Source organism: Gordonia sp. (in: high G+C Gram-positive bacteria), from assembly GCF_049647785.1.
Lineage (GTDB): Bacteria > Actinomycetota > Actinomycetes > Mycobacteriales > Mycobacteriaceae > Gordonia.
This window is the reverse complement of sequence record NZ_JBARYI010000082.1, coordinates 81,749-103,998: the sequence shown is the minus strand read 5'-3', so window position 1 is coordinate 103,998 and position 22,250 is coordinate 81,749. Positions and strand designations below refer to the sequence as shown.

22 protein-coding genes and 1 tRNA gene are annotated in these 22,250 nt (G+C 61.0%); 13 read left to right on the top strand and 10 right to left on the bottom strand.

All coding sequences use genetic code 11. The annotated features are described in order from the left end of the window. Nucleotides 1-24: 24 nt before the first annotated feature. On the bottom strand, nt 25-636 hold the full coding sequence (locus tag WBA38_RS14475; protein WP_424322996.1) for an MspA family porin: 612 nt from the start codon (nt 634-636) through the stop codon (nt 25-27). A 3-nt stretch (nt 637-639) separates the two neighbouring features. Next, nucleotides 640-1,434, bottom strand: coding sequence for a hypothetical protein (locus WBA38_RS14470; protein WP_424293139.1), 795 nt, complete (start codon nt 1,432-1,434; stop codon nt 640-642). 371 nt (nt 1,435-1,805) lie between these two features. Here WBA38_RS14470 and WBA38_RS14465 point away from each other — a divergent pair, with 371 nt between their 5' ends. Continuing rightward, nucleotides 1,806-2,234 (top strand): hypothetical protein, encoded by a 429-nt coding sequence (locus WBA38_RS14465; protein WP_424293138.1) that lies wholly within the window; start codon nt 1,806-1,808, stop codon nt 2,232-2,234. A 740-nt stretch (nt 2,235-2,974) separates the two neighbouring features. On the opposite strand, the gene WBA38_RS14460 is transcribed toward WBA38_RS14465, so the two are convergent. The 3 genes from WBA38_RS14460 to WBA38_RS14450 all read right to left on the bottom strand — a co-directional run bounded on the left by WBA38_RS14460 (nt 2,975) and on the right by WBA38_RS14450 (nt 6,113). Beyond that, the gene (locus tag WBA38_RS14460) at nt 2,975-4,378 is read right to left on the bottom strand and encodes a hypothetical protein (protein WP_424322988.1); all 1,404 of its coding nucleotides are present in this window, start codon (nt 4,376-4,378) and stop codon (nt 2,975-2,977) included. A 742-nt stretch (nt 4,379-5,120) separates the two neighbouring features. Beyond that, nucleotides 5,121-5,417, bottom strand: a complete 297-nt coding sequence (locus WBA38_RS14455; RefSeq protein WP_424322987.1) for a hypothetical protein — start codon at nt 5,415-5,417, stop codon at nt 5,121-5,123. Nucleotides 5,418-5,480: 63 nt separating this feature from the next. Next, nucleotides 5,481-6,113, bottom strand: a complete 633-nt coding sequence (locus WBA38_RS14450; protein WP_424293135.1) for an MspA family porin — start codon at nt 6,111-6,113, stop codon at nt 5,481-5,483. 480 nt (nt 6,114-6,593) lie between these two features. Between WBA38_RS14450 and WBA38_RS14445 the strand changes: the two genes are divergently transcribed. Beyond that, complete coding sequence (locus WBA38_RS14445) at nt 6,594-6,989, top strand: hypothetical protein (RefSeq protein ID WP_424293134.1); 396 nt, start codon at nt 6,594-6,596, stop codon at nt 6,987-6,989. Nucleotides 6,990-7,200: 211 nt separating this feature from the next. On the opposite strand, the gene WBA38_RS14440 is transcribed toward WBA38_RS14445, so the two are convergent. Beyond that, nucleotides 7,201-7,286: transfer RNA gene (locus WBA38_RS14440), tRNA-Leu, on the bottom strand. Nucleotides 7,287-7,546: 260 nt separating this feature from the next. On the opposite strand from WBA38_RS14440, the gene WBA38_RS14435 reads away from it, so the two are divergent. From WBA38_RS14435 to pknB, 7 genes are all read left to right on the top strand, one after another. Further along, nucleotides 7,547-8,854 (top strand): FhaA domain-containing protein, encoded by a 1,308-nt coding sequence (locus tag WBA38_RS14435; RefSeq protein WP_424293517.1) that lies wholly within the window; start codon nt 7,547-7,549, stop codon nt 8,852-8,854. A 115-nt stretch (nt 8,855-8,969) separates the two neighbouring features. Further along, complete coding sequence (locus tag WBA38_RS14430; protein WP_424293516.1) at nt 8,970-9,434, top strand: FHA domain-containing protein FhaB/FipA; 465 nt, start codon at nt 8,970-8,972, stop codon at nt 9,432-9,434. After that, nucleotides 9,431-10,894 (top strand): PP2C family protein-serine/threonine phosphatase, encoded by a 1,464-nt coding sequence (locus WBA38_RS14425; RefSeq protein ID WP_424322986.1) that lies wholly within the window; start codon nt 9,431-9,433, stop codon nt 10,892-10,894. The genes WBA38_RS14430 and WBA38_RS14425 overlap by 4 nt, the downstream gene beginning before the upstream one ends. Then, entirely contained in the window at nt 10,891-12,318 is a 1,428-nt protein-coding gene (locus WBA38_RS14420; RefSeq protein WP_424293514.1) for an FtsW/RodA/SpoVE family cell cycle protein, read from the top strand. Before WBA38_RS14425 ends, WBA38_RS14420 begins: the two co-directional genes overlap by 4 nt. Beyond that, entirely contained in the window at nt 12,315-13,820 is a 1,506-nt protein-coding gene (locus WBA38_RS14415; protein WP_424293513.1) for a peptidoglycan D,D-transpeptidase FtsI family protein, read from the top strand. Before WBA38_RS14420 ends, WBA38_RS14415 begins: the two co-directional genes overlap by 4 nt. Next, nucleotides 13,817-15,136 carry a protein kinase domain-containing protein gene (locus tag WBA38_RS14410; RefSeq protein WP_424293512.1) on the top strand — a complete coding sequence of 440 codons (1,320 nt, stop codon included), beginning with the start codon at nt 13,817-13,819 and terminating at the stop codon, nt 15,134-15,136. The genes WBA38_RS14415 and WBA38_RS14410 overlap by 4 nt, the downstream gene beginning before the upstream one ends. A gap of 6 nt (nt 15,137-15,142) precedes the next feature. Further along, a complete protein-coding gene (gene pknB, locus WBA38_RS14405) occupies nt 15,143-17,065 on the top strand; it encodes a Stk1 family PASTA domain-containing Ser/Thr kinase (RefSeq protein WP_424293511.1) in 1,923 nt (640 codons plus the stop codon). A gap of 7 nt (nt 17,066-17,072) precedes the next feature. Here pknB and WBA38_RS14400 read toward each other — a convergent pair whose 3' ends face one another. After that, on the bottom strand, nt 17,073-17,723 hold the full coding sequence (locus WBA38_RS14400; RefSeq protein ID WP_424293510.1) for an aminodeoxychorismate/anthranilate synthase component II: 651 nt from the start codon (nt 17,721-17,723) through the stop codon (nt 17,073-17,075). Nucleotides 17,724-17,778: 55 nt separating this feature from the next. On the opposite strand from WBA38_RS14400, the gene crgA reads away from it, so the two are divergent. Next, on the top strand, nt 17,779-18,057 hold the full coding sequence (crgA, locus tag WBA38_RS14395) for a cell division protein CrgA (RefSeq protein ID WP_424293509.1): 279 nt from the start codon (nt 17,779-17,781) through the stop codon (nt 18,055-18,057). Between the two features lie 108 nt (nt 18,058-18,165). Then, a complete protein-coding gene (locus tag WBA38_RS14390) occupies nt 18,166-18,591 on the top strand; it encodes a PH domain-containing protein (RefSeq protein WP_424322985.1) in 426 nt (141 codons plus the stop codon). Between the two features lie 22 nt (nt 18,592-18,613). Here WBA38_RS14390 and WBA38_RS14385 read toward each other — a convergent pair whose 3' ends face one another. Continuing rightward, nucleotides 18,614-19,363, bottom strand: a complete 750-nt coding sequence (locus WBA38_RS14385; RefSeq protein ID WP_424293507.1) for a rhomboid family intramembrane serine protease — start codon at nt 19,361-19,363, stop codon at nt 18,614-18,616. 125 nt (nt 19,364-19,488) lie between these two features. Further along, a complete protein-coding gene (locus WBA38_RS14380) occupies nt 19,489-20,019 on the bottom strand; it encodes a peptidylprolyl isomerase (protein WP_424293506.1) in 531 nt (176 codons plus the stop codon). Between the two features lie 95 nt (nt 20,020-20,114). Between WBA38_RS14380 and WBA38_RS14375 the strand changes: the two genes are divergently transcribed. Then, nucleotides 20,115-20,267 (top strand): hypothetical protein, encoded by a 153-nt coding sequence (locus WBA38_RS14375; RefSeq protein WP_424293505.1) that lies wholly within the window; start codon nt 20,115-20,117, stop codon nt 20,265-20,267. A 410-nt stretch (nt 20,268-20,677) separates the two neighbouring features. Next, nucleotides 20,678-21,079 carry a DUF4190 domain-containing protein gene (locus tag WBA38_RS14370; RefSeq protein WP_424293504.1) on the top strand — a complete coding sequence of 134 codons (402 nt, stop codon included), beginning with the start codon at nt 20,678-20,680 and terminating at the stop codon, nt 21,077-21,079. A gap of 20 nt (nt 21,080-21,099) precedes the next feature. On the opposite strand, the gene WBA38_RS14365 is transcribed toward WBA38_RS14370, so the two are convergent. After that, a complete protein-coding gene (locus tag WBA38_RS14365) occupies nt 21,100-22,239 on the bottom strand; it encodes an alpha/beta hydrolase family protein (RefSeq protein ID WP_424322984.1) in 1,140 nt (379 codons plus the stop codon). Nucleotides 22,240-22,250 lie beyond the last annotated feature (11 nt).

The window sequence follows — 22,250 nt, the reverse complement described above, 5'->3', positions numbered from 1 at the left end:
ATATTTTCAAATGTATGTCCGCCCCTATACTCCAAAGGGATGATGTGATGAATTTCCCAACCTTTCCACGATCCACTCCCGCTGGGGCAGGAGGCGATGGATAACCTCGAGCAGTCCACTCCCTGGGCCGATGCCAAAGCATGTCCCAGGAGGACAGCTCGACCCATTCCCCCGGGTGGAATCCCAGGTGTTCACCCCTCGCCGAAGGCTCCAGATCCTTAGGCACCGTATCTGGGGTTGGGCGCACCACGACGGCGACCCTGTTCCCCCACAAACATTGCTTTCCCCCTCATCCATCCGGGCACCAGCCTTCGGACCCCGCAACTGCTTAGTCGCAAACTTCACATCCGTCGACGTCCCATTCCGCAACGTCGTGGAAATACTCGGCATGACCTGCCCACCAATAACCATTGCCGGCGGGTACGAGATCGACATCTGCGCCGTCGGCCCACCAGTAACACCAAGCTGAACGCCATCCATCTGCCACTGACAAGCGACCTGGAAACCTGTGGTCAACACAGCAGCATCGACCGGTGAGGATCCGCAACCAGTGATCTCAGCGGTCCCACGCAAATCCAAGAGAGCCTCGTACGAGCCCCCTGCCCCCTGCCAGGAAAGCTCGTCGAAAGCGAACAGTCCTTATTTCGACAATACGTCCCGCCGGTACTCCCATCCGATCGCACGGCGGGCCTGAGCGAGCAAAAGATCGGGAACATTAGTGTGGTCGTCGCCGAGTTGGATGGTCACGCCGTTGAGGACTGGCTCGATCAGAACATTCGGGGGCAAAGCGGATTCATCAATGTCCATTTCCCAAACACTTGTGTCGAGGTAGGTGAACCACCCCAATTGACCTCTCCAGCGCGGGCCACTAGCCTTTCTGCGTGCGGCCCTGTCGCCTATAGGGGGAAGATTCACTTGTGGGTTCGGCTGCCCACCAGAAGCAAAGTACAAGATTTCATCAAACCGCAAAACGCGAGCGATATGGATGACAGCCTCGCGAATCTCATGTTTGCTGAGGATGAGATAGTCTCGGTCTCGGGCGAGCGAGTAGCGAGCAGGGTTTACTATCAGTAGAAAACTATTAACAGTTCCGGCGAATCCTCCGATCTTGCCGTCAACCTGGAACGGTATATCGCCGGGCGTCCTCAGCCTTATCGAAGATGTGGTGCTGATTTGCACACCTTTGTCCACGTCCATTTGGCCTCGTTCTGCCAAACTTCTTGCGTTGGCTACGTTAGACAGATCGATTAGCTGCTCCGGGATTTTCCCACTGCTTCCGACGTATTGGAATGTGTCATACCATTCCTCTGGAAACGTCTCTGGCGCAATTTGATGGAGGCCTTCGAACAAATTGACAATCCGGCTGGATACTGATTCCAGTTCAAGTTCGTCAGACGCTAATGTTCCAGATCCTGACAGATGGTCAAACTTCATTTTTCGGAAACTCCTTCGAAAGATTCGATCGACTACTGTGGCAGAATTCGGATGAACTCGGGAAATGTCAGATGGGCGAAAGGGGGAGTTGGTATTCCCTGACAACCTCGTAATGATGTCCGTCAATCTCCCTGTCACCTACGGCTGGATACTGTGCCAATACTGAGGCAATCTCGCCTCGTCCAGAATTTCTAGTTTCCACACTGCTCAAACCACCTACTGTAGATGTTACGGATTTCCCTGGGGAGCGGAATTAGAACTACGGCGATAAGGAGGGCGCATGGAATGCGCCATTGCGAGGTACTCAGGGCCAACCGGCAAGGGCTGATGGCCGAGTCACGATCGCGTACTTTTAGGCCAATGGCTGGGAAATGTCAGCCAACATCCTCGATCACTACCTCGACCCCACCGGCGAGGGCGAAGCAGTCGGCGACACCTACAATCTCACCGAGGATGAAGTCGACGGCCTAGGACGCGACGCCTACGACGGAGGTTACGGCCCCGACGTGAGGTCTCTTCCTGATGACCTCGCCTCGGCCAAGGCAGAAGCTTTGAAGGATTCGGAAATCTACTTCCGAACGCACCCGCACGCCAGCACATACGAAGCAGACAGCGGATGGAAGGTTTACGCAGGTAGTCAACCTGACCATATCTACGCACTCGGCCGGTACTCTTCAAATCTTCGTACGGTGGTTGAGCGTCAGCCCGATGGAAGCCGGGTTTTTCGAAAGCAGTTCTGGGTTTATGACTGGACTGATCGCGATCCGCAGAGCGACACGCGACGTAGTCTAATTTCTTAACTCGGCGGGGTCGACCAGATTGCTCACACTCAGTTCCATCCCCTAGGCCTCCCGAAACCTCGGGAGAGATCGAATATGACATCCTCTTCTCCATACGGACTCGCTGCGCTTATCTCAGCCGCAGCCTTTAAGAACCGCTATTTCCGATAAGGAGGTTCGCCAAATAGGATAGACCGGCACATTTCACGCAATCCGGAAATGGTTAGTCCATCCCAAGTCATCCAGGCTCGCAGCCAAATTATTACGGTAATAACGACCCAAGACACGACTGCCGAAATCCCTCCAGACTCGGGCAATACCCCAAATATTGCTATCGGGAGAACCGAAATTGCACAAATTCCAAGACCCCAGCGAAACCGCCCTCTTGATGCAAGGTTTTGCGCAATCGAAAAGCCAATGAAGATCGCACCGAAACCTAATATTACAATAACCATCACAGAACCCTTCGAAACGAGACTATTGCCGCCCTTCGGAGGAAGCGCTTCCGTTCACAAGAACACCAATGCTACTGAAGAACATATAAATCGTGAGTCCAATTACGGAGCCGGACAGAATTGGGTTCCCAAAAAAGATCAGCGCTACCCCTATAGCAAGCACGATAGCGAGAGAGATGGCCAAAGTTGAATTATAGACAACGCGGATGTGTGCACCTCGTGCTGCCACCGATGGATAAAGGAATAAAGCAATCCTAGTCGTGAATAAAATAGCCGCAGCCAATATCCCGAGAACTATTGTCATTCCTACCACCACCCCCGCCCTTTACCTAGGTCCCAGGCGAGACCTCCAATGATAGATCCAATCGCAGCAGTCACCGGGGCTGCGGGACCACCTATTGCTGCTCCAATACCCGCACCGGCCATACTGAATGCAGTAACTCCTCCAGCGTCTTTCAGTCCATCCATAACAGTTTTGTCTTCGGAGTAAACCGAGTTGACTTCCAGCAGAATCGTGGCACCCAACCCAAACCGTCGAGCAAATTTTCCAGAGTTCTTATAAAAGGATCGTTCACGGCTCCCGGCCTCGCTACCCTTTGCGACTACATCTAGCCCGTCACCCAAGGCTCCCGCTGAGCGTCCCGACCAATTGAGTGTTTGATCACGGTCATTATCACTGAGCCAACTACGATAAGCAGAAGCCGCGGCTTTATCTAGCACCCGCTCTTGCCCAGTAGCCGGATCAATAAATATCCTATCCCCAGGCCGGAGCAGTGTCTCGGTCCCCGTTTGCGGATTAATTACGACGTTGATTTCTACACCGTTTTCATCAGCTTGGCTAATTACTATGTACCCATTTTCTCGCAATTGCGATCGATGCGCGGCCCCAGCTCGGTCTTCTTCCAGTCCCGGCCCCTGAATAACGGCAGTAACCTTATCCATAGACTCGGCCAAATCTGACTGCCTTTGGAGTTCGGGGATATCTTCGATCATGCTCGGAGATGGTGCCGTTTGGACCATAGAGACGTTCATCGTTTCTGGATCGCCAACTATGGTCGCCGGTGCGCCATCGTCTGTCGTTCCTTGTGCAACCGCTAGCCCTTGATCGCGGGCTTCGGTGCGACTTCTCGCTTGCTGCTGCTCTTGCGTCAGAGGACCCGCAACAAATGGAGGCGCGGCGAGATAATCACCACTACTCTGCCTCTCAGACGCCTCCTGCAACGACGCCATATTGGCATTCTCCGCTGCGGATGGTCCAGTCTTCAGAGCCGCAACTTCTCCACTGCTTGGATCACCCACCACAACTACTGGCGTGCCATCTTCTGTCGTTCCTTGTGCAACCGCTAGCCCTTGATCGCGGGCTTCGGTGCGACTTCTCGCTTGCTGCTGCTCTTGCGTCAGAGGACCCGCAACAAATGGAGGCGCGGCGAGATAATCACCGCTGCTCTGCCTCTCAGACGCCTCCTGCAACGAAGCCATGTCCTCCTCGGTCGGGTCCGCGAGGATTGGGTACAGGGCATTGTCTGAAGGTTCGACGTGTTGGATGAGGTCGCCGTTCTCATCGACGGTGTACCACGTCTTCTGCGGCCGGCCAGCAGCATCAAAAGCCCACGGGCGAGCCACCTGACGAACCGCGTTGCCGTCCTTGTCATACACAGTCGCCGAACCATCAGGATTAACCGCCGTGCGACCGCCGTCGGGAACATTCATCGCAAACCGATACGTCTTCGGCGAAGACTCATCATGGATAAGCACCATCCGCGAGGGCCCCACCGTCGCCCGAGTCGATCCACCACGAGAAAGCAACGACCGTGCCCGAGGACTGGCAGCACCCACCGCCGCAACAGCAGCCAACAACCAGAACGGCAACGGAATCACACCACCATCGCCACCGCCAGGTGGACTCACAAAAGCCGTCTCGGCCGGAGCCTGCCGCTCACCAACCGTCACCGGTGCAGGCACCACAGTCGGTTCGGGGGTTCCTGGCCGACCAGGCTGCCCCTGATCGGTGCCGCGCTCGACGGTGGCCGGAGCCGGAGTCCTCCCCGGCCCCGTGGTCGCCGGCGGTCGGTTACCCCGTTCCGGGGTCGGGCCACCCACGATCGGGGTCCCGTTCCCTTCACCAGGACCCGGACCAGCATCACCACCAATCACCGGACCACCCTGCGACGGGGCACCCGGAGCACCCGCCTCCGGCGGGGCCTGCATCGTCGGCGGAGGCGTATAAGTCGGCACGCTAATACACGGCCAACCCGACCCATACTGAGCCCGCATCTGATCACACAAAGCATCAGCCCCAGCCACACCAGCACTGCCGCTGGTACCGGTCAAGGCAGCTACCGCAATCCCGGCCGAAACCACCAGAGTCCCCAACCCAGCAATCACCGCCGCACCCCGGCGGCGACGTTGTTCCCTCACAAACATTGCTTTCCCCCTCATCGCGCTGGCGCCCCTATTCGGTGTTCTTGTTGCCGCGGACCGCACCGACAATGCTGTCGACGCCGGACCAGAACCAACGCCCAGCGATCGACATCACCAAAAAGAACCCCAAAAACACCAACACCTGACCGTGCTCAGCAGCCCACGGACCCAGATTCGTCAGATTCATCGCCGCCAACACCAACAACACACACGCAGCAACAAACAACACAACAGTCCACACCGGCACCGACCCCGACCCCTCCCCAGCGGCCTGACCATCAACACTCTCTTCTGAGTGTCGAGCACCCACATCAGTTCCCGTACTCACAGAATTCCCCCTGAAGACGTCATAGAATTTGAACAAAAGGCCTGGTCGATCAACCCTGGCAGGTTAGAGGTGATGCGGCTTGCCGTAGAGGCTGAAGGTGTTGTCGTTGACCGCCGTGCTCATCGCCACCCGCACATACGCGCGGACTGCGGGCTTAGCCAGACCCACACAACCGGAGATCTCCACCCGCACACCCTCCATCCGGGCACCAGCCTTCGGACCCCGCAACTGCTTGGTCGCAAACTTCACATCCGTCGACGTCCCGTTCCGCAACGTCGTGGAGATACTTGGCATGACCTGCGCGCCAATAACCATTGCCGGCGGGTACGAGATCGACATCTGCGCTGTCGGACCACCCGTGACACCGACCTGAACGCCATCCATCTGCCACTGACACGCGACCTGGAAACCTGTGGTCAAGACGGCGGCGTCGACCGGTGAGGATCCGCGACCGGTGATCTCGGCGGTCCCACGCAAATCCAAGAACGCCTCGTAGGAACCATGGCCACTACTTAGTGCCGGCACCGAATGCACCCGCTCACCAAACTTGCCCAAGTGCACCTTCCAACCATCGTCAGAAGTCCGCACAATCGACCGATCAGCAAACGAACCACCCGGTGCCGCCCCCGCCACACCACCACCGAGCAGCAACGCCACCACAGCAGCCAACACCGAAACAACACGCACAACGCGCATAAACAAAATCCCCCTCGAACAACCAGGAGAACCCCAGACACCCCGAACCCCGCACCAACACACCTCGTCAGCTACGAAGCAACGCCCCTGAACTTCCCCCTGCGACTATTGCTATACCGAGACATGCAACCACACAAACCGTCGACAGCAAACCATCAGCAATCCATCCGTCATTCGAACCCCTTAGGAGATGAGGCGCCTCAACTAATGAGATCTCTTCTCTAGCAACACAATTCGCCACAGAAGGCTCATGCACGTAGGCCTGTTCAAATACAAGAAGCTAGAAGCCAGATTGCAGCATCCGAAAGTAGCGGCACTTTCGTCGGCCACCGACCCCCAGGCGTGAACGCGAAATCTAGCCCCACGACTCGTTCTTCCAGGTGCCGTGCCCGAGGTTGGCGACCCCGTCCCCGGGTGCCGCACAATGCCGATTGTCAGCACCGCCACGCGAGTGTCATAACCGCGTGTGACGATTGAAACGTGGCTCCCGAAATCCCGTCTCTCAATACCGCCTACAACAAGATCGCAACGCGCAGCAACGACCTCGACGATGCTGTGCTGGTCGAGGAACTTCGTGATCTCCTTGGATCCCGGCTCGTGGCATATTTGGCTGGCGCCTCAAGCACCACCATCGTCAACGACTACGCCACCGGCGCAGTACCGGTGCCCGCAAAGATCCACGGCCACCTACACCTGGCCTACAACTTCGCAGCATTGCAGCAGCAGCTTGGGGCCTCGCCACGCGTAATCCAGGCCTGGTTCCAAGGACGCAACCCCAGACTCGCAGAACGTGCACCAGCACGCGCCATCCTCGAGAACCCCACCGCCACCACGGACCACTTACTGATCGCCGCCGCCGCGACACTCGCAACCTAAGCGCACCGGCGAGCGCGAAAATTCTCCCAACTGCTCGCCCCACCGCAAAGAATGAAGAAGCGTGAATGACGGTCGGCAATCGGGGACGCCAGGACTCAGATCCCCAAATCCGACCCATACGCCGAACAACAAACATCGCCAGGCAAAACAAAGAGGTCAGGCCACATTTCTGCAACCTGACCTCTTGGTGCGATTCGTCCTGAACCGCTCTTGGTGGGCGAAGGGGGACTTGAACCCCCACGTCCCGAAGGACACTGGCACCTGAAGCCAGCGCGTCTGCCATTCCGCCACTCGCCCGTGGCTAGTCGTTTAAACGACTGGTGTCCGCAAGGACTTGAAAAAGATAGCACGCATGCAGGCGCAAACGAAAAACGTCGCTGGTAAATCTGAGCTGACCTGCCACTTTTGTCCGATCGCGAGACACCCAACCCTCTGTTACCAATGTGACACGCGGTACAGGAGTCGTTTGTCGGTCTCCAACATGGCGTTATCGCCGGTAACATGCTTCTACAAGGTATGCACGCCGACACGCCCACCACAGAAAGGCCCGTGATCCCGTGAGTTTTTTTGACCGCGTCGAGCGCAAGCTCGAGTCTGCCGTCGACGGTGGGTTCGCCCGCGTCTTCGGCGGAAAGGTCGCACCACAGGAGATCGAGAACGCTCTGCAGCGTGAAGCCGAGACCTCCATGGAGGACCTCGGAGACGGCGCAACCCTGGTCGCCAACAGCTACACGGTGACACTCAGTGACTCGGATCTTGACCAGGTCGGGACCGAGTATGAACTGAACAGGAAAATCTTCTCGCGCCACTTAGCTGACTTCATTCGAGACAATGGGTGGCAGACTTATGGGTCCGTGGTCGTAGAGTTCGAACCAGCACCGTCTTTACACACCGGACAATTCCGTACTCGCGGGGTCGTCAATCCAGACGCCTCACCGAAGCCGGTGGCACCACCTAGGGTGCAAGAAGACCAAAAGAAGACATACCGACCCGAAAGTCACGACCGAGGAGCCCAAGCCATGACCAATCCCCCCGGAAACGACCAGGGCGGCCAAAACTACGGTTACGCCCCCCAAGGCGATCCCAACCAGCCCCAGTACGACTACAACCAGCAGGGCTACGACCAGGGTCAGCAGGCGTACGACCAGCAGTACGGCCAGCAGCCCGCGTACGACCAACAGGGCCAGCCCTACGCACAGCCCGCCGACCAGGCCTACGGCCAGCAACAGTACGATTACGGCCAGCAGGACCAGCAGGGTTACTCCCAGCAGGGCTATGACCAAGGTCAGCAGCAGTACGCGCAGCCAGGGTACGAGCAGCCCGCCTACGACCAGCAGTACGGTCAGCAGCCCGCCGCCTACGACCAGCAGTACGGCCAGCAGGGCTACGACCAGCAGTACGCACAGCAGCCCGGGTACGACCAGGGCTACGCACAGCAGCCCGGCTACGAGCAGCAGGGCTACGACCAAGGCCAGCAGCAGTACGCGCAGCCCGGGTACGACCAGCAGTACGGTCAGCAGCCCGCCTATGACCAGGGCTACGCACAGCCCGCGTACGGTCAGGCAGCCGGTTACGCGCCGTCGGCGATCACCCTCGTTTTGGAGGACGGCAGCAACCGCACATTCTCGCTCCGCCAGGGTTCCAACGTGATCGGTCGCGGACAGGATGCACAGTTCCGCCTTCCCGACACCGGCGTGTCACGTCGGCATGTCGAAATTCGTTGGGACGGTCAGACGGCAATGCTGACCGACCTGAACTCGACGAACGGCACCACCGTCAACGATCTTCAGGTCAGCAGCTGGGAACTCGCCGACAGTGATCGCATCCGGTTGGGCCATTCCGACATCACCGTCCGGTTCCAGTAGTCGACCGAGGCAATAAGATTGCGAGTCGGGTGACACCTCGTCACCCGAACGCTTAGTGCATCCGTTTGCAACCGCGAATCGGAATTTGAGTGTGTGAGGGAGGTGATGGGGGTAGATGCAGGGCATCCTGCTGCAGGTGATCCGGTTCGGATTCCTCATCCTGCTTTGGCTTTTCGTGTACGCAATTATTCGGGCGATGCGCGCGGATCTTGCGGGCGCCGCAGGCACTCACATCCCTCGCGGATCGATCCGGTCAGATCGAAAGGAGCGCGCGGCACGCACCCGTGGAGCCGCCCGTTATCTAGTAGTGACGGCCGGTGCTTTGGCGAACACACGCATCACCCTCGGAACGCAACCGGTCTTGATTGGCCGGGCCGACGATTCCACGCTCGTCCTCACTGACGACTACGCCTCCGAACGCCATGCTCGTCTCTCACCTCGTGGCGATGATTGGTACGTCGAAGATCTTGGATCCACGAATGGGACCTACCTTGATCGTTCCAAAGTGACCACCGCCGTCCGCGCGCCGATCAACACCCCAATCCGGGTCGGCAAAACCGTGATTGAGTTACGCCCGTGACCCTTGTCCTGCGCTATATCGCGCGAAGTGACCGCGGCCTGGTCCGCTCCAATAATGAGGACTCCGTCTACGCCGGTGCGCGTCTGTTGGCGTTGGCCGACGGCATGGGCGGTCACGCGGCCGGCGAGGTCGCCAGCCAGTTGATGATTCAGGCCCTTCGTCCCCTCGACAACGACGAGCCCGGCGGCGACCTCCTTTCCGCCCTGGAAAGTGCGACGGCCGCAGGCAATGCGGCGATCGCGGAACAGGTAGCCAAGCAGCCGGAACTCGACGGCATGGGCACCACGCTGACCGCGATCCTGTTCGCTGGCAGTCGTCTCGGGTTGTGCCACGTTGGTGACTCCCGCGGCTACCTGTATCGCGACGGCCAGCTGACGCAGATCACGCGCGACGACACATTCGTCCAAAGTTTGGTCGACGAAGGCCGCATCACCGCCGAGCAGGCGCACACGCATCCGCAACGCTCACTCATCATGAAGGCACTCACCGGTCAGGAGGTTGAGCCGACACTGATTATGCGTGAGGCTCGTGCCGGCGACCGCTACCTTCTGTGCAGCGACGGTCTATCCGACGTCGTCAGCGAAGAAACCCTCGCTGACACCCTCGGATCCGTCGAAGACCACAAGGCTTGCGCCGACCGCCTAATTGAACTCGCCCTCCGCAGCGGTGGCCCCGACAACGTGACCGTCGTAGTCGCCGACGTCATCGACACTCAGTACGGCGATTCAACGCCCATCCTCGGAGGGGCCGCAGGAGACGACGACGCCGCCGGTTATGTCCCGAATCCGTCGACCGCCGCCGGCCGTGCCGCTGCCCTACGCGATCCGGCACCCGCCGTAACCCGCCCGACCATTCACCAGCCGCCGGAACCGGAAAAGAAAGCTAGCTGGCGCTGGCCACTAGTCATCATCGCCGTGCTGGCGATCATCGGTTTTCTCGTGGCTGCGGCTTTTATCGTGCGGTCGAAAGCGCTGGCCAGCACTTTTGTCACATCGGTGAACAACAACGTTGAAATTTACTCCGGCACACCCGACACCTTGCTGTTCTTCAACGTCGAGAAGCCAAACCAGAAGGTCTGTGTCGATGACCTGACGGTCGATACGCCGACAGTGTTCTTCACCGAGTTCGATTCCGCCGAATCGTGCACGCCGATGAACCTGAAAGACCTGACGCAGGCGAGCCGCAGCGCGGTGGTCGGAAACAGCATCAAGAACGACTCCCTGCAGTCCACCCAGGATCGCGTTCGGGCGCTGCAGTTCCTCCCGAAGTGCACGCCTCCGGCACCCGTCACTGACACCAAGCCCGAGCCGAAGCCGCAAACCTCGAGCCAGAAGCCTGAGCCGACGACCGCTCCCAGCGAAGTTGAGCGCTCGGAAACTGCCCGCATCGAAGCCTCCACCACCGCCAATGCACCGTCGACCGGCGCCGACGGGTATCCAATTTGCCGGGATGCTGGATGACGTCCGCCCCACCCGTTCACGCTCCACCGGCGGCACCGCCGAAGAGTGCAGGTCGCAAAACTGAAGCGGTCCTGCTCTCCTTCGCCGTCTTCGTCGTCTTCGCCGCGCTGCTCATTGTTCAGGCCGCGCAAGGCCAGACGCTAAGTTGGGATCTGGCCAAGTACCTGGCCGCCTTCATCGCGCTGTTCGGCGTTGCCCACGTGGCTGTGCGACTATTCGCGCCCTTTGCCGATCCGATTTTACTGCCGTGCGTAGCTCTATTGAACGGGCTGGGCTTGGTGATGATTCACCGGCTGGATCTGGGTTCCTCACGCAGCGATGAACTCGTCAAGTCCGACTCCGTGACCCACAACGCAGATCAACAACTCCTCTGGGCCTTCCTCGGAATCATCGCGTTTTGCCTAACCTTGGCATTCATCCGCGACCACCGCACCCTGTCGCGGTACGCATACACACTCGGCATCAGCGGCATCATTTTCCTGGCGATCCCGGCGATCCTGCCCGCGTCGATGGCCGAGGTTAACGGCTCCCGAAACTGGATCCGCCTACCCGGCTTCAGCATCCAGCCCGGCGAGTTCGCGAAGATCTTGATCATCATCTTCACCGCGGCCTTCCTCGTCTCGCGGCGCGACCTCTTCACGACGGCAGGTAAGCAGTTCGCCGGCATCGATTTTCCGAGGCTCCGCGACCTCGGTCCGCTGCTGGCGGCGTGGGTCATCGCAATCGGAGTCCTCGCCCTCGAGAACGACCTCGGTACGCCGCTGCTGATCTTCGCGACCGTCTTGACGATGCTGTACATCGCAACATCACGTGTCAGTTGGCTGATGCTTGGCGTCACCATGTTCGCGCTCGGCGCCACTGTGGCCTACCAACTCTTTGAACATCTGCGGATTCGCGTCGCGATTTGGAACGATCCGTTCGCGCAGTACGACACCTACGGCTACCAGATCGCGCAAAGCCTCTTTGGCTTCGCGACGGGCGGTATGTTCGGCACCGGTCTCGGCTCTGGACGCCCCAACATCGTGCCCTTCGCGAACACTGACTTCATCCTGACTTCGTTCGGCGAAGAGCTCGGCTTGGTTGGCCTCGGTGCCATCTTGATGCTGTATTTGGTCGTTACGATGCGCGGCCTGCGCACGGCTGTTGCGGTGCGCGACAGTTTCGGGAAACTCCTCGCCGCAGGCCTGAGCTTCACCATCATCTTCCAAGTGTTCGTCGTGTTCGGCGGTGTCTCGAAGCTCATTCCGCTGACCGGTTTGACGACGCCGTTCCTCGCGTACGGCGGTTCGTCGCTGTTGGCGAACTACATTCTGCTGGCGCTCCTGCTCCGTATTTCGAACGCTGCGCGCGAGCCCGACAGCCCGCGGCCGAGGCAGGCGCCACCCGTCGACGCGATGTCGACCCAGGTGGTGAGACGACCATGAATCGTCCCATCCAGAAGGTCGCGATCTTTGTCATCATCATGGTTGTCGCGCTCCTTGCGAACGCCACCTACGTGCAGGTGTTCAAGGCCGACGAACTGCGGTCGGACACCCGCAACTCACGTGTCCTGCTCGATGAATACGCGCGCCAGCGCGGCCTGATTGTCGCTGCCGACGGCACGGTCCTCGCCGAATCGGTCCCGACCGACAACCGGTACAAGTACCTGCGCCGGTACCCTACCGATCCAGCAGCGTTTGCCCCGGTCACCGGCTACTTCTCATTCGTGTACCGCGCAGACCGCGGTATCGAGCAGGCCGAGGACACCGTTTTGAACGGCAACGACGATCGGCTGTTCACGCAGCGCTTCATGGACATGTTTTCCGGTCGTGACCCGCGTGGCGGCAACGTGGTGACAACCATCGACCCGAAACTGCAGCAGGTCGCCTACCGCGAGCTCACCAACGCTGGCTGCGAAGGCCCCTGCCGCGGCGCAGTGGTCGCCCTGGAACCAAGTTCCGGAAAGATCCTCGCACTCGCGTCGACGCCAAGCTACAACCCCAACAAGCTCGCCTCGCAGGATTTCCAGCAGGCCGAAAAGGCGTGGGAAACATACACGAGCGACGGCAACGGTGATCCCATGACAAACCGCGCCCTCAACGCGCTGTACCCGCCCGGTTCGACATTCAAAGTTGTCACTACCGCGACCGCCCTGAAAGCAGGGCTCGGCCCGCAGACCCGATTGACGTCGGCGGCAACGATCACACTGCCCGGCAGCAGCGCCACCCTGTCGAACGACAGCGGCAGCACCTGCCCGGGTGCGGTCAACGGCACAGTTTCCCTGACCCAGGCATTCCAATACTCGTGCAATACCGCCTTCGCCCAGCTGATGACCGAGAAGATGCCGAAAGACACGGCAATCGCCGACTTCACGGCAACCGCGAAGCTTTTCGGTGTCGGCGAGGATCCGCCAGGAGTCCCCATGACCGTCGCTAAGTCGACCGTCGGCGACATCGGTGACGATTTCGCCGCGCTCGGTCAATCCGCGATCGGTCAGCGAGACGTGCGCTTGACGGTGCTTGAGAACGCCCAGATTGCTGCGTCGGTGGCCAACGGTGGCGCCCGGATGAGCCCGTATCTGGTGGAGAAACTGCAGACTGCCGACCTTCGCACCATCTCGACGACGACACCGTCGACCCAATCGCGTCCGCTGACTGCCGAACAGGCCGACCAGATTACTGACATGATGGTGCGATCGGAGCAGAACACGGCGGGCGCGCAGGCAGGGATTGCCTCCAAGACCGGAACGGCAGAACACTCCAGCGTGACCGAAGGCGGCGAAACCCCATACGCCTGGTACATCGCCTTCTCACCGAGATCAAACGCACGAATTGCGGTCGCAGTCATCATTGAAAATGGAAATAGGGGACAGAACTCGTACGGTGGCGTTGTCGCGGCACCAATCGGGCGCGCTGTCATCAACGCTTACGCGGGAGGTGCTCGATGAGCCTACAGAACGGCACCATCATCGCCGACCGGTACCGACTGGTCCGGTTGATCGCCACGGGCGGCATGGGTCAGGTGTGGGAAGCCCTCGACACGCGGCTGGGCCGTCGTGTCGCGGTCAAGGTCCTCAAGGCCGAGTACTCAAACGATTCAGAATTCCTGCGACGGTTCCGCACCGAAGCGCAAACCACCGCACGCCTGAATGATCCCGGCATCGCCAACGTCTTCGACTACGGCGAAACGCCCGACCGTAACGGCGGCGACCCACTCGCCTACCTGGTGATGGAACTCGTCGACGGTGAGCCGCTCAACTCGGTGATCACCCGCATGGGCTCGCTGTCGCTGACCCACACCCTCGACATGTTGGAGCAGACCGGTCGTGCGCTACAGGCTGCGCACACCGCGGGCCTCGTGCACCGCGACGTGAAGCCGGGGAACATCCTGATCACGCCGACCGGCCAGGTCAAGATCACCGACTTTGGCATCGCCAAGGCCGTCGATGCTGCCCCCGTCACCCAGACCGGCATGGTGATGGGCACCGCTCAGTACATTTCACCCGAGCAGGCGACCGGTGGCGAGGCAACCGCCGCATCGGACGTGTACTCACTCGGCGTGGTTGGCTATGAGGCCCTGACGGGTCGACGACCGTTCTTGGGCGACGGTGCCATCACCGTCGCGATGAAGCACATCCAGGAGCCTCCGCCGCCCCTGCCGCAGTCCATCCCGGCACCGGTTCGCGAACTTATCGACATCACGCTGTCGAAGGATCCGCTGCGCCGGTATGCGACGGGTGGCGAATTTGCCGACGCTGTCGCGGCCATCCGAGCGGGTAATCGACCGCCGACGCCACGTACGGCAGCGACCGCAGTCATCGCGCCGGCACCCGTCGGCGGAACCCGCGCAATGACCTCGCCAACGCCCGCGCCAGCATCGCGGCCGCAGCCGAGGACGGCACCGACCCCGGTCGCCGACGAAGGCTGGAGCACCACGCACAAGGTGCTTACCGCCGTCGCTGCGCTCCTGCTGCTGTCGGCCATCGCGCTCGTGGGTTACTGGATCACTTCCAGCCCCACGCCGCCCGCGGCACCGGCGACCTCTCACACCACGACTGTTACGCAAGAACCGGAGACCACCTCGCGGGACCGACCGTCCTCCACGACCACTTCGACGGAGGAGTCGACACCATCGGAATCCCCGTCGACAACCTCCGAGCGTCCGACAACATCCGAGGAGCCAACTACCTCGGAGACGACACCTCCTCGACTGCCCCAGTTGCCGTCCATCAACCTTCCGACCATCCCGGGCATCGGCCGGTGACCTGACATGAACGATCCCCACTACCTCTCGGAGCGGTACGAACTCGGCGAGACGCTGGGCTTCGGCGGCATGTCCGAAGTCCAGTTTGCGCGCGACCTGCTGCTCCATCGCGACGTCGCCATCAAAGTGCTGCGCCCGGACCTGGCACGCGATCCCATGTTCTACCTTCGGTTCCGACGCGAAGCGCAGAACGCCGCCAAGCTCAACCATCCGAGCATCGTGCAGGTTTTCGACACTGGCGAAGCGGAAACCGACGAGGGTCCGGTCCCGTTCATCGTGATGGAGTACGTGGAGGGCGACACCCTTCGCGATCTGCTCCGCGCTGCCGGACATATCGGCCAGAAGCAGGCCATGACGTGGATGGCCGACGTCGCGGCCGCGATGGATTTTTCGCACCGCAACGCCATCGTGCACCGCGACATGAAGCCTGCCAACGTGATGATCGATCACACCGGCGCGGTCAAGGTGATGGACTTCGGTATTGCCCGCGCAATGGACGACACCTCTGCCACCATGACCCAGACGTCGGCTGTCATGGGCACGGCGCAGTACCTGTCGCCCGAGCAGGCCCGCGGTATCAAGGTCGACCCACGCAGCGACATCTATTCGATGGGCTGCGTCCTATTTGAACTGGTCACCGGCGAGCCCCCATTCACCGGTGACTCGCCTATTGCCGTCGCCCACCAGCACGTTCACGAAGATCCGCGACGGCCGTCGTCGATCCGGTCGGAGATCACACCCGAACTCGATTCGGTGATCATGATGGCGATGAGCAAAAACCCGGCGAACCGCTACCAAACCGCCGGTGAGTTCCGCGCCGACCTCATCAAGGTGCTCGCAGGCGGTAAGCCGTCAGCACCCATGTTGCTGACCGACGAAGAACAGACCGCGCTCATCGAGTCGCCGCGGCTCACTGTCCGTAACGAGTCGCTGCCTAGTCGCCGTCGTATCTCCGCGATTGTCGGCGACACGGAAGAATCCGAGGGTGATGAAAGCGGACCCTTCCGTAAGCGTCGGACGCGTGCGGTGGTCGCGATAGCTGCCATCGCGCTCCTGCTCGTCGGCCTTTTCGCGTGGTCGCCGTGGTCGGGTTCCGAGCCAATGATCGCTGTGCCGACTGTTGCTGGCCTCACCGCCGACGCCGCCCAAGCCAACCTCGAGCAAGCTGGATTCACGGTGAAGCGCGTCGAGGAACCCAGCTCCGACATGGCAGCGGGCTTAGCGACCAGGTCGGTGCCGGGCGACGATGTTCCGACCCCCAAGGGTTCGGAAGTGACGCTCTATATCTCGTCCGGTGCCCAGCGATCGGAAATCCCGGACCTGCGCGGTAAGACTCCAACGGAGGCGAAGGACGCCCTGAAGGTGTTGGGCTTCGACGAAGTCCGCACCCAAGACACCGATTCCACCGCCAACCTCAAGGGCAAGGTAGTTCGTACCAACCCGCGTGTGGGAATTCCGGCCGCGGTCAATGCGCCCGTCATCTTGTACATCGGCACCGGGCCACGCGAGGTGACCCTCCCGGATCTGCAAGGTCAGACGCAGGATGCGGCCCGTACCGCACTTGAGCAGTTGAACTTGGAGATGACACCGGTCCAGGTGGATTCTGAGCTTCCCGCCGGGCAAGTTGTCAGTACTTCACCTAACCCGGGGACCACCGTAGAAGTGGGCTCCGTGATTCAGGTGCAGATTTCCCGCGGCAACATGTTTATCGTTCCCGATCTCAAAGGCATGACCCTCGACGACGCCCAGAAGTCGCTGGAAAGCGCGGGCTGGCAGCCGAACACCCTGAACTCAAGCGAACGCGGTGTTGGTCTCGCCAGTAAGGACGACGGCAAGATCGTGGCGCAAACACCAGCTGCTGGCAGCCGGTTGAAAAAGAATGCGTCGGTGTCGGTGGTCGTGGGTCGAGCCAGCCTGATTCCGGGCTAACCCGGTATCAGTTGTCGTTCGCCAGGGCTCGAGCCATCTGCGACTCGAGTTCTGCGATCGTCGGCTCTGGGACTTCGAGGCCGCACACGCGGAGCCAGTTGGCGAGCATCCGGTGACCGCCTTCAGTGAGGACGCTCTCCGGGTGGAACTGCACACCGTGGATCGGCAGATCCCGGTGCCGCATCGACATAATGATCCCGGATTCGGTTCGCCCGGTGACTTCTAGTTCGGCGGGCACCGAACCCGGCTCGATGGTCAGCGAGTGATATCGCGTGGCCGTGAATGGCTGCGGTAGTCCACTCAGTACGCCCGTGCCATCGTGGTTAACGAGTGAGGTTTTGCCGTGTAGCAATTCCGGTGCCCGGACCACATCGGCACCGAAGGCCTCGCCGATTGCCTGGTGCCCGAGGCACACGCCCAACAATGGCGTGCCTGCCTTGGCCGCAACCGACACAATTGGGACGGTCGCTCCGGCACGGTCTGGCGTGCCGGGTCCGGGGCTCAGGAGGATACCGTCGAATTCTGCGACCACCGACTCCAGATCGGTGAGTTTCTCGTCGTCGTTGCGCCAGACGACCGCCTCGACTCCCAGTTGGCCCAGGTACTGAACCAGGTTGTAGACGAAGCTGTCGTAGTTGTCGATGACGAGGATGCGCACGTCTTCCAGGTTAACGGGTTCCCCACCTGGGCATCGACTCAGATAACGTAGAGGCATGCCTAAGTCAAAAGTCCGGAAGAAGACCGACTACACGATCAACCCCGCCAGCCGCACCCCGGTGAAGGTGAAGGCTGGTCCGTCGGGGATCTGGTACCAGTCGGTGATGTTCGGCCTCATGCTGCTCGGCCTGGTTTGGCTCATCGTCTACTACCTCGGCGCATCGACCAGTAAGTACGCAGCCCTCGACTGGATGACCAACCTCGGTCCCTGGAATATGTTGATTGGTTTCGGCTTCATGGTGGTCGGCCTGTTGATGACTATGGGCTGGCGCTGACATCCTCTTCGGAAGAAAAGCCCTGGTGAGCTATCCACACGACGGAAACAACATGTGTGTAATTCATCCCCACTGTGGATAAGTCCTGTGGATAGAAATGACTTAGCTGTGCATAAAGAATGGGCGACGCCGCTTCCCGGAGCCATCGCCCTCGTTGGCGCTGGACTCATGCTCGCGGTGGCCGCTGCCGCGTCGTACACCGATCCCGCGGCAATGGTGTTTATCGGTATTGCCAGTATCGCGCTGATCGTGGCTGGCGTCGTATCACTGGTGCGACGCCCGCGGCTAGCCTTGCTCGACGGCCCGACGCTGGTTGTTAGTACGATTCGCGGCAAGCGGACCCTGGGAGTCGGCGACGTGGAGCGGATCTCCGTCCTGCGCTCGCGACGCATCGTGGGAAGCAGTGACCAACTGGTGATCGACCTGCACGACGATCGGCTTCTCGTGTTTGGGCGCTGGGATCTAGGCGAAAGTCCCGCCGCCGTCGTCGAGCGACTCCAGCTGGCGGGACTTCCCGTTGAAATAGCCGGTTGATCATGGCCGGCTGCGGCGAGCCCTAGGCGATGCTGGCCTCAACCGCGAACGAAGTGCCGATAATTAAGGCGATGACGGCAAGCGCCGCCAGTCCGTACCAGCCGATACGCGTCACACGCTGGTAGGTCTGCTTCTCTGGCGGCAACACCTTAATCGGTAGCCACAAGATCGCCATGGCGCTTGCGGCACCGAAGACCAAGCCACCCAAGTGCCCGAGCAGCGAGATGCCGGGGATGCTCACCGACATCACCACGTTCAAGACGATCACGGCAATCACCGTTGTCGCAGGCAGTTTCAAGCGCAAGACCACCACCAGGAGCGCCCCGAGCAAGCCGTAGATGGCACCGGAGGCTCCAGCGGTCAGGGTGGGGCCGGTCTGGAAAGCCATCACCGCGGCGCTGCCACCGAGCAAACCAACCATGTACACGGCAAGGTAGCGCGCCGAACCGAAAACCCGCTCGAGGTCGGCACCGACGAAGTACAACGACAGCATGTTGACGGCGACGTGAATCACTGACCAGTGCAGGAAACCGGAGGTCACCAGTCGCCAGTATTCGTTTTCGAAACCGGCGCCGCTGACCAATGCACCCTCGCGCATGATCGTCGAAGCCTGCAAATTGCTGACGCTGCCCGCCTGCAGCACGCACAGGACGAAGATGGCGACGTTAACGGCGATCAGACCGTAGGTGACGTAGGGGACGCGGTGTGCGGCACCGGTGTTGAGGGTTGGGGCCTTCGCGTTTACGCGAGTCTCCGAACGGCCCTCATTCACACAGTCGACGCAGTGCTGGCCAACCGCGGCCGGACGCAAGCACTCCGGACAAGCCGACCGCCCGCAGCGCGTGCAAGACAGCGCGGTCGGGCGGTCGGGATGCCGGTAACAGGTTTGGTTCAAGGTCAGCTGAGCTCGACGCTCTCGATAACAACTTCTTCGAGCGGACGGTCGCTGCGGTCGGTTGCCGTCTTGCCGATGGCGTCGACGACTGCCTGCGAAGCCGGATCCTTGACCTCACCAAAAATGGTGTGGCGACGGTTCAGGTGCGGGGTGGGGCCAACGGTGATGAAGAACTGCGAACCGTTGGTGCCGGGGCCGGCGTTTGCCATGGCCAACAGGTAAGGACGGTCGAACTGGAGTTCCGGGTGGAACTCGTCCTTGAACTGGTAGCCGGGGCCGCCGCGGCCGGTGCCGGTCGGGTCGCCGCCCTGCAGCATGAAGCCGTCGATGACGCGGTGGAACACGGCGCCGTCGTAGAACGGGCCACTCGACTCGCCCTTTGCATTCTTGGTCGAGTAATCCTTGGTGCCTTCGGCCAGGCCGACGAAGTTCTCGACGGTGACAGGCGCATGGTTTGGGAAGAGTTCAATGACGATGTCGCCGCGATTGGTGTGCAGGGTCGCGGTCTTCTTCTGCTCGCTCACACCCTCCATGAAACCATGATCTTGCCGACGACGGCGGCGTCACCGGCCAGCCAGCGCGTGTTTGTCGGTGGCGATGTGGGGGTGCCACCTGGCACGCTGGAATGATGCCGAACAAAATCTTGGTCGTTCTCGCGTCGATGTTGGCCGTCCTCGTCACCGCAATTGTGATGGTCCTGCGACGCTCGCGAACCGAGCATCCGCCGGTGTCTGCGACCGTGCCGCGCATCGAAGACGTGCGCGGCAACAGCGCCAGTTGATCGCCAACAGGTAATTTGTAGAAGTGACTTCCGACGATCCGCGCAGCCAGAGCCCCAGCGGCACCCCGAGCCAGGGTGCGCCGCGCCCCGCGCAGCAACCGGGCCGACCTGCCGCTCCGTGGGAAAGGTCAGCGTCGGCACCAACCGGCCGACCGCCAGCTGGCGCGAATCCCCCCGCTTCGATGCCGCCGGTCTCGAATTCCCCTGGGCGTCCCAATCCGGGGCGACCTGCGAGTGGCCCTCATCCGGCCCAACGCCCCGCACCGGGCGCCCCGAACCCGGTAGCACCCGGGCCGAATCGTCCCCCGCAAGGCAACCCGGGCCCGCAGCAGCCTGCCGCTAACCGCCCGATGCCCAACCGGCCCACACCGAACCCGCAGCGGAGTGGTTCGCCGGCTCCCGGCGTATCAGTGACCAAGCCAGAACCGGACAGGACGCTGGCGTACTCTGCCGTGCACGATGAGCAGAAGCCGATTTCTACCCCCGCGGCACCGGTTGCTCCCAAACCGGTCTCGAAACCAGCCGTTACTCCCGCCGCTAAGAAGGAAGAAAAGCCGGTGACCGCATCGTCCACCGCAGCCCGCCCCGTCGACGGCGAAATGAATTGGACCGCCGTGGTCGCATTCTTCCTCTCGGCAATCGGCTTGCTCTCACCAGTCGGAATCTGGCTCGGTTACCGCACCCGCCGCATAATCGACGCCAGTAAGGGCCAGTTGGGACGGGAGTTCGCCACCGCCGCCATCATCATCGGCTGGCTGTGGGTCGCGTTCGTCGTGCTCGGTTTGCTCGCCTACCTGTGGATTTTGATCTAACCGCTCTCGCTATTCACCGTTTACCTAAACGCCCGGGCAAAGAAGGCGTCAAAGGCCGCCCACTGTTCAGCGTTCATTTCGGTGTGGGAACCCTGCCCCAGCACCACCCGATAGTCCACCCGGTTTAGCGCGAAGTCGGCCACCAACTTGGCGTGCAGCGGCGATGGCACGGTGACATCGCGGGCGTTGAGCAGCAGCAGGATTGGTGCGTCGTAGCCGGTGACCGGGACCGCCATGTATCTGTTGAGTCGCGCCGGCAGTGGGCCAACACCGAGTGGTTTCGTGAAGACATCACCGAAGGCCATCGTTGGATCGTTGGGAGCACCGCACGTACCGTTGCCGACACCGTCGACCAACTTTCGGCCCAACGGCGTCAAATAGCTATTGACCTGCGCCTGCGGGTCCGTCTGGCGGAGCCCAGCCAAAGTGGCGAGCAAGAAGCCGTAGGTCTTGTTCAACGGCGCAGGAATCGCTGGAATGTACGGGCCAAGGAACGGCATCAACTTCTCGACATCCGATTCCGGGTCGACGGCGACGGTGCCGCGGAAGTCTAGGCCCAGGTGCTCGTATGCCTGCCGATGTCCGGTTGCCAGTGCAGCCTGCCCGCCCTGCGACGGTCCCATCACAGCCCACCGTTTGGACAACGTCGGCTCAATTGTCCGAGCGGCCCGCACCGCGTCGATGGTGGCGGTCGCTTCACTGCTCGTATTCAGATACGGGTGAACCCCAGTATTGAATCGACCCAATCCCACATAGTCGGTGGCGGCCACCGCGTACCCCGACCTCACCAGTCGCGTAATAAATTCGCTCGGTGCCGCATCCGGGGCGCTCTCGCCCCCGCAACCGGTGCCGTAGCCGGAGGTGCCATGGTCGTAGGCGACAACCGGCCACCCGCCTTTGGGTGCGGTGCCCATCGGTACAAAGAGCGCACCACTCGTCGGTACGGCCTTGCCTTGCCCGTCGCGGGTCCAGTAGTCGAACGACCGTCCGTTCTCGAGGCCGCGCCACCCCGCGGGACGGTCAAACACCCCGATCACTGCGCCCGGTGCATTCACCGGTGCGGCGGTACTCGGACCTGCACCTACGACACCGGTCAACGCGCACGCGATGACCGTCAAAGCGGCCATCGCGCCGCGTCCAATCTGCCCCGGCTTCACCATGTCGCCCTCCG

What these genes read in the sequence shown, in the direction of transcription:
- WBA38_RS14430 (WP_424293516.1), top strand. Translation starts at nt 8,970, where the DNA reads ATGCAGGGCATCCTGCTGCAGGTGATCCGGTTCGGATTCCTCATCCTG.
- WBA38_RS14420 (WP_424293514.1), top strand. Translation starts at nt 10,891, where the DNA reads ATGACGTCCGCCCCACCCGTTCACGCTCCACCGGCGGCACCGCCGAAG.
- WBA38_RS14365 (WP_424322984.1), bottom strand. Translation starts at nt 22,239, where the DNA reads ATGGTGAAGCCGGGGCAGATTGGACGCGGCGCGATGGCCGCTTTGACG.
- WBA38_RS14450 (WP_424293135.1), bottom strand. Translation starts at nt 6,113, where the DNA reads ATGCGCGTTGTGCGTGTTGTTTCGGTGTTGGCTGCTGTGGTGGCGTTG.
- pknB (WP_424293511.1), top strand. Translation starts at nt 15,143, where the DNA reads ATGAACGATCCCCACTACCTCTCGGAGCGGTACGAACTCGGCGAGACG.
- WBA38_RS14415 (WP_424293513.1), top strand. Translation starts at nt 12,315, where the DNA reads ATGAATCGTCCCATCCAGAAGGTCGCGATCTTTGTCATCATCATGGTT.
- WBA38_RS14375 (WP_424293505.1), top strand. Translation starts at nt 20,115, where the DNA reads ATGCCGAACAAAATCTTGGTCGTTCTCGCGTCGATGTTGGCCGTCCTC.
- WBA38_RS14410 (WP_424293512.1), top strand. Translation starts at nt 13,817, where the DNA reads ATGAGCCTACAGAACGGCACCATCATCGCCGACCGGTACCGACTGGTC.
- crgA (WP_424293509.1), top strand. Translation starts at nt 17,779, where the DNA reads ATGCCTAAGTCAAAAGTCCGGAAGAAGACCGACTACACGATCAACCCC.
- WBA38_RS14460 (WP_424322988.1), bottom strand. Translation starts at nt 4,378, where the DNA reads ATGAATGTTCCCGACGGCGGTCGCACGGCGGTTAATCCTGATGGTTCG.
- WBA38_RS14470 (WP_424293139.1), bottom strand. Translation starts at nt 1,434, where the DNA reads ATGAAGTTTGACCATCTGTCAGGATCTGGAACATTAGCGTCTGACGAA.
- WBA38_RS14465 (WP_424293138.1), top strand. Translation starts at nt 1,806, where the DNA reads ATGTCAGCCAACATCCTCGATCACTACCTCGACCCCACCGGCGAGGGC.
- WBA38_RS14380 (WP_424293506.1), bottom strand. Translation starts at nt 20,019, where the DNA reads ATGGAGGGTGTGAGCGAGCAGAAGAAGACCGCGACCCTGCACACCAAT.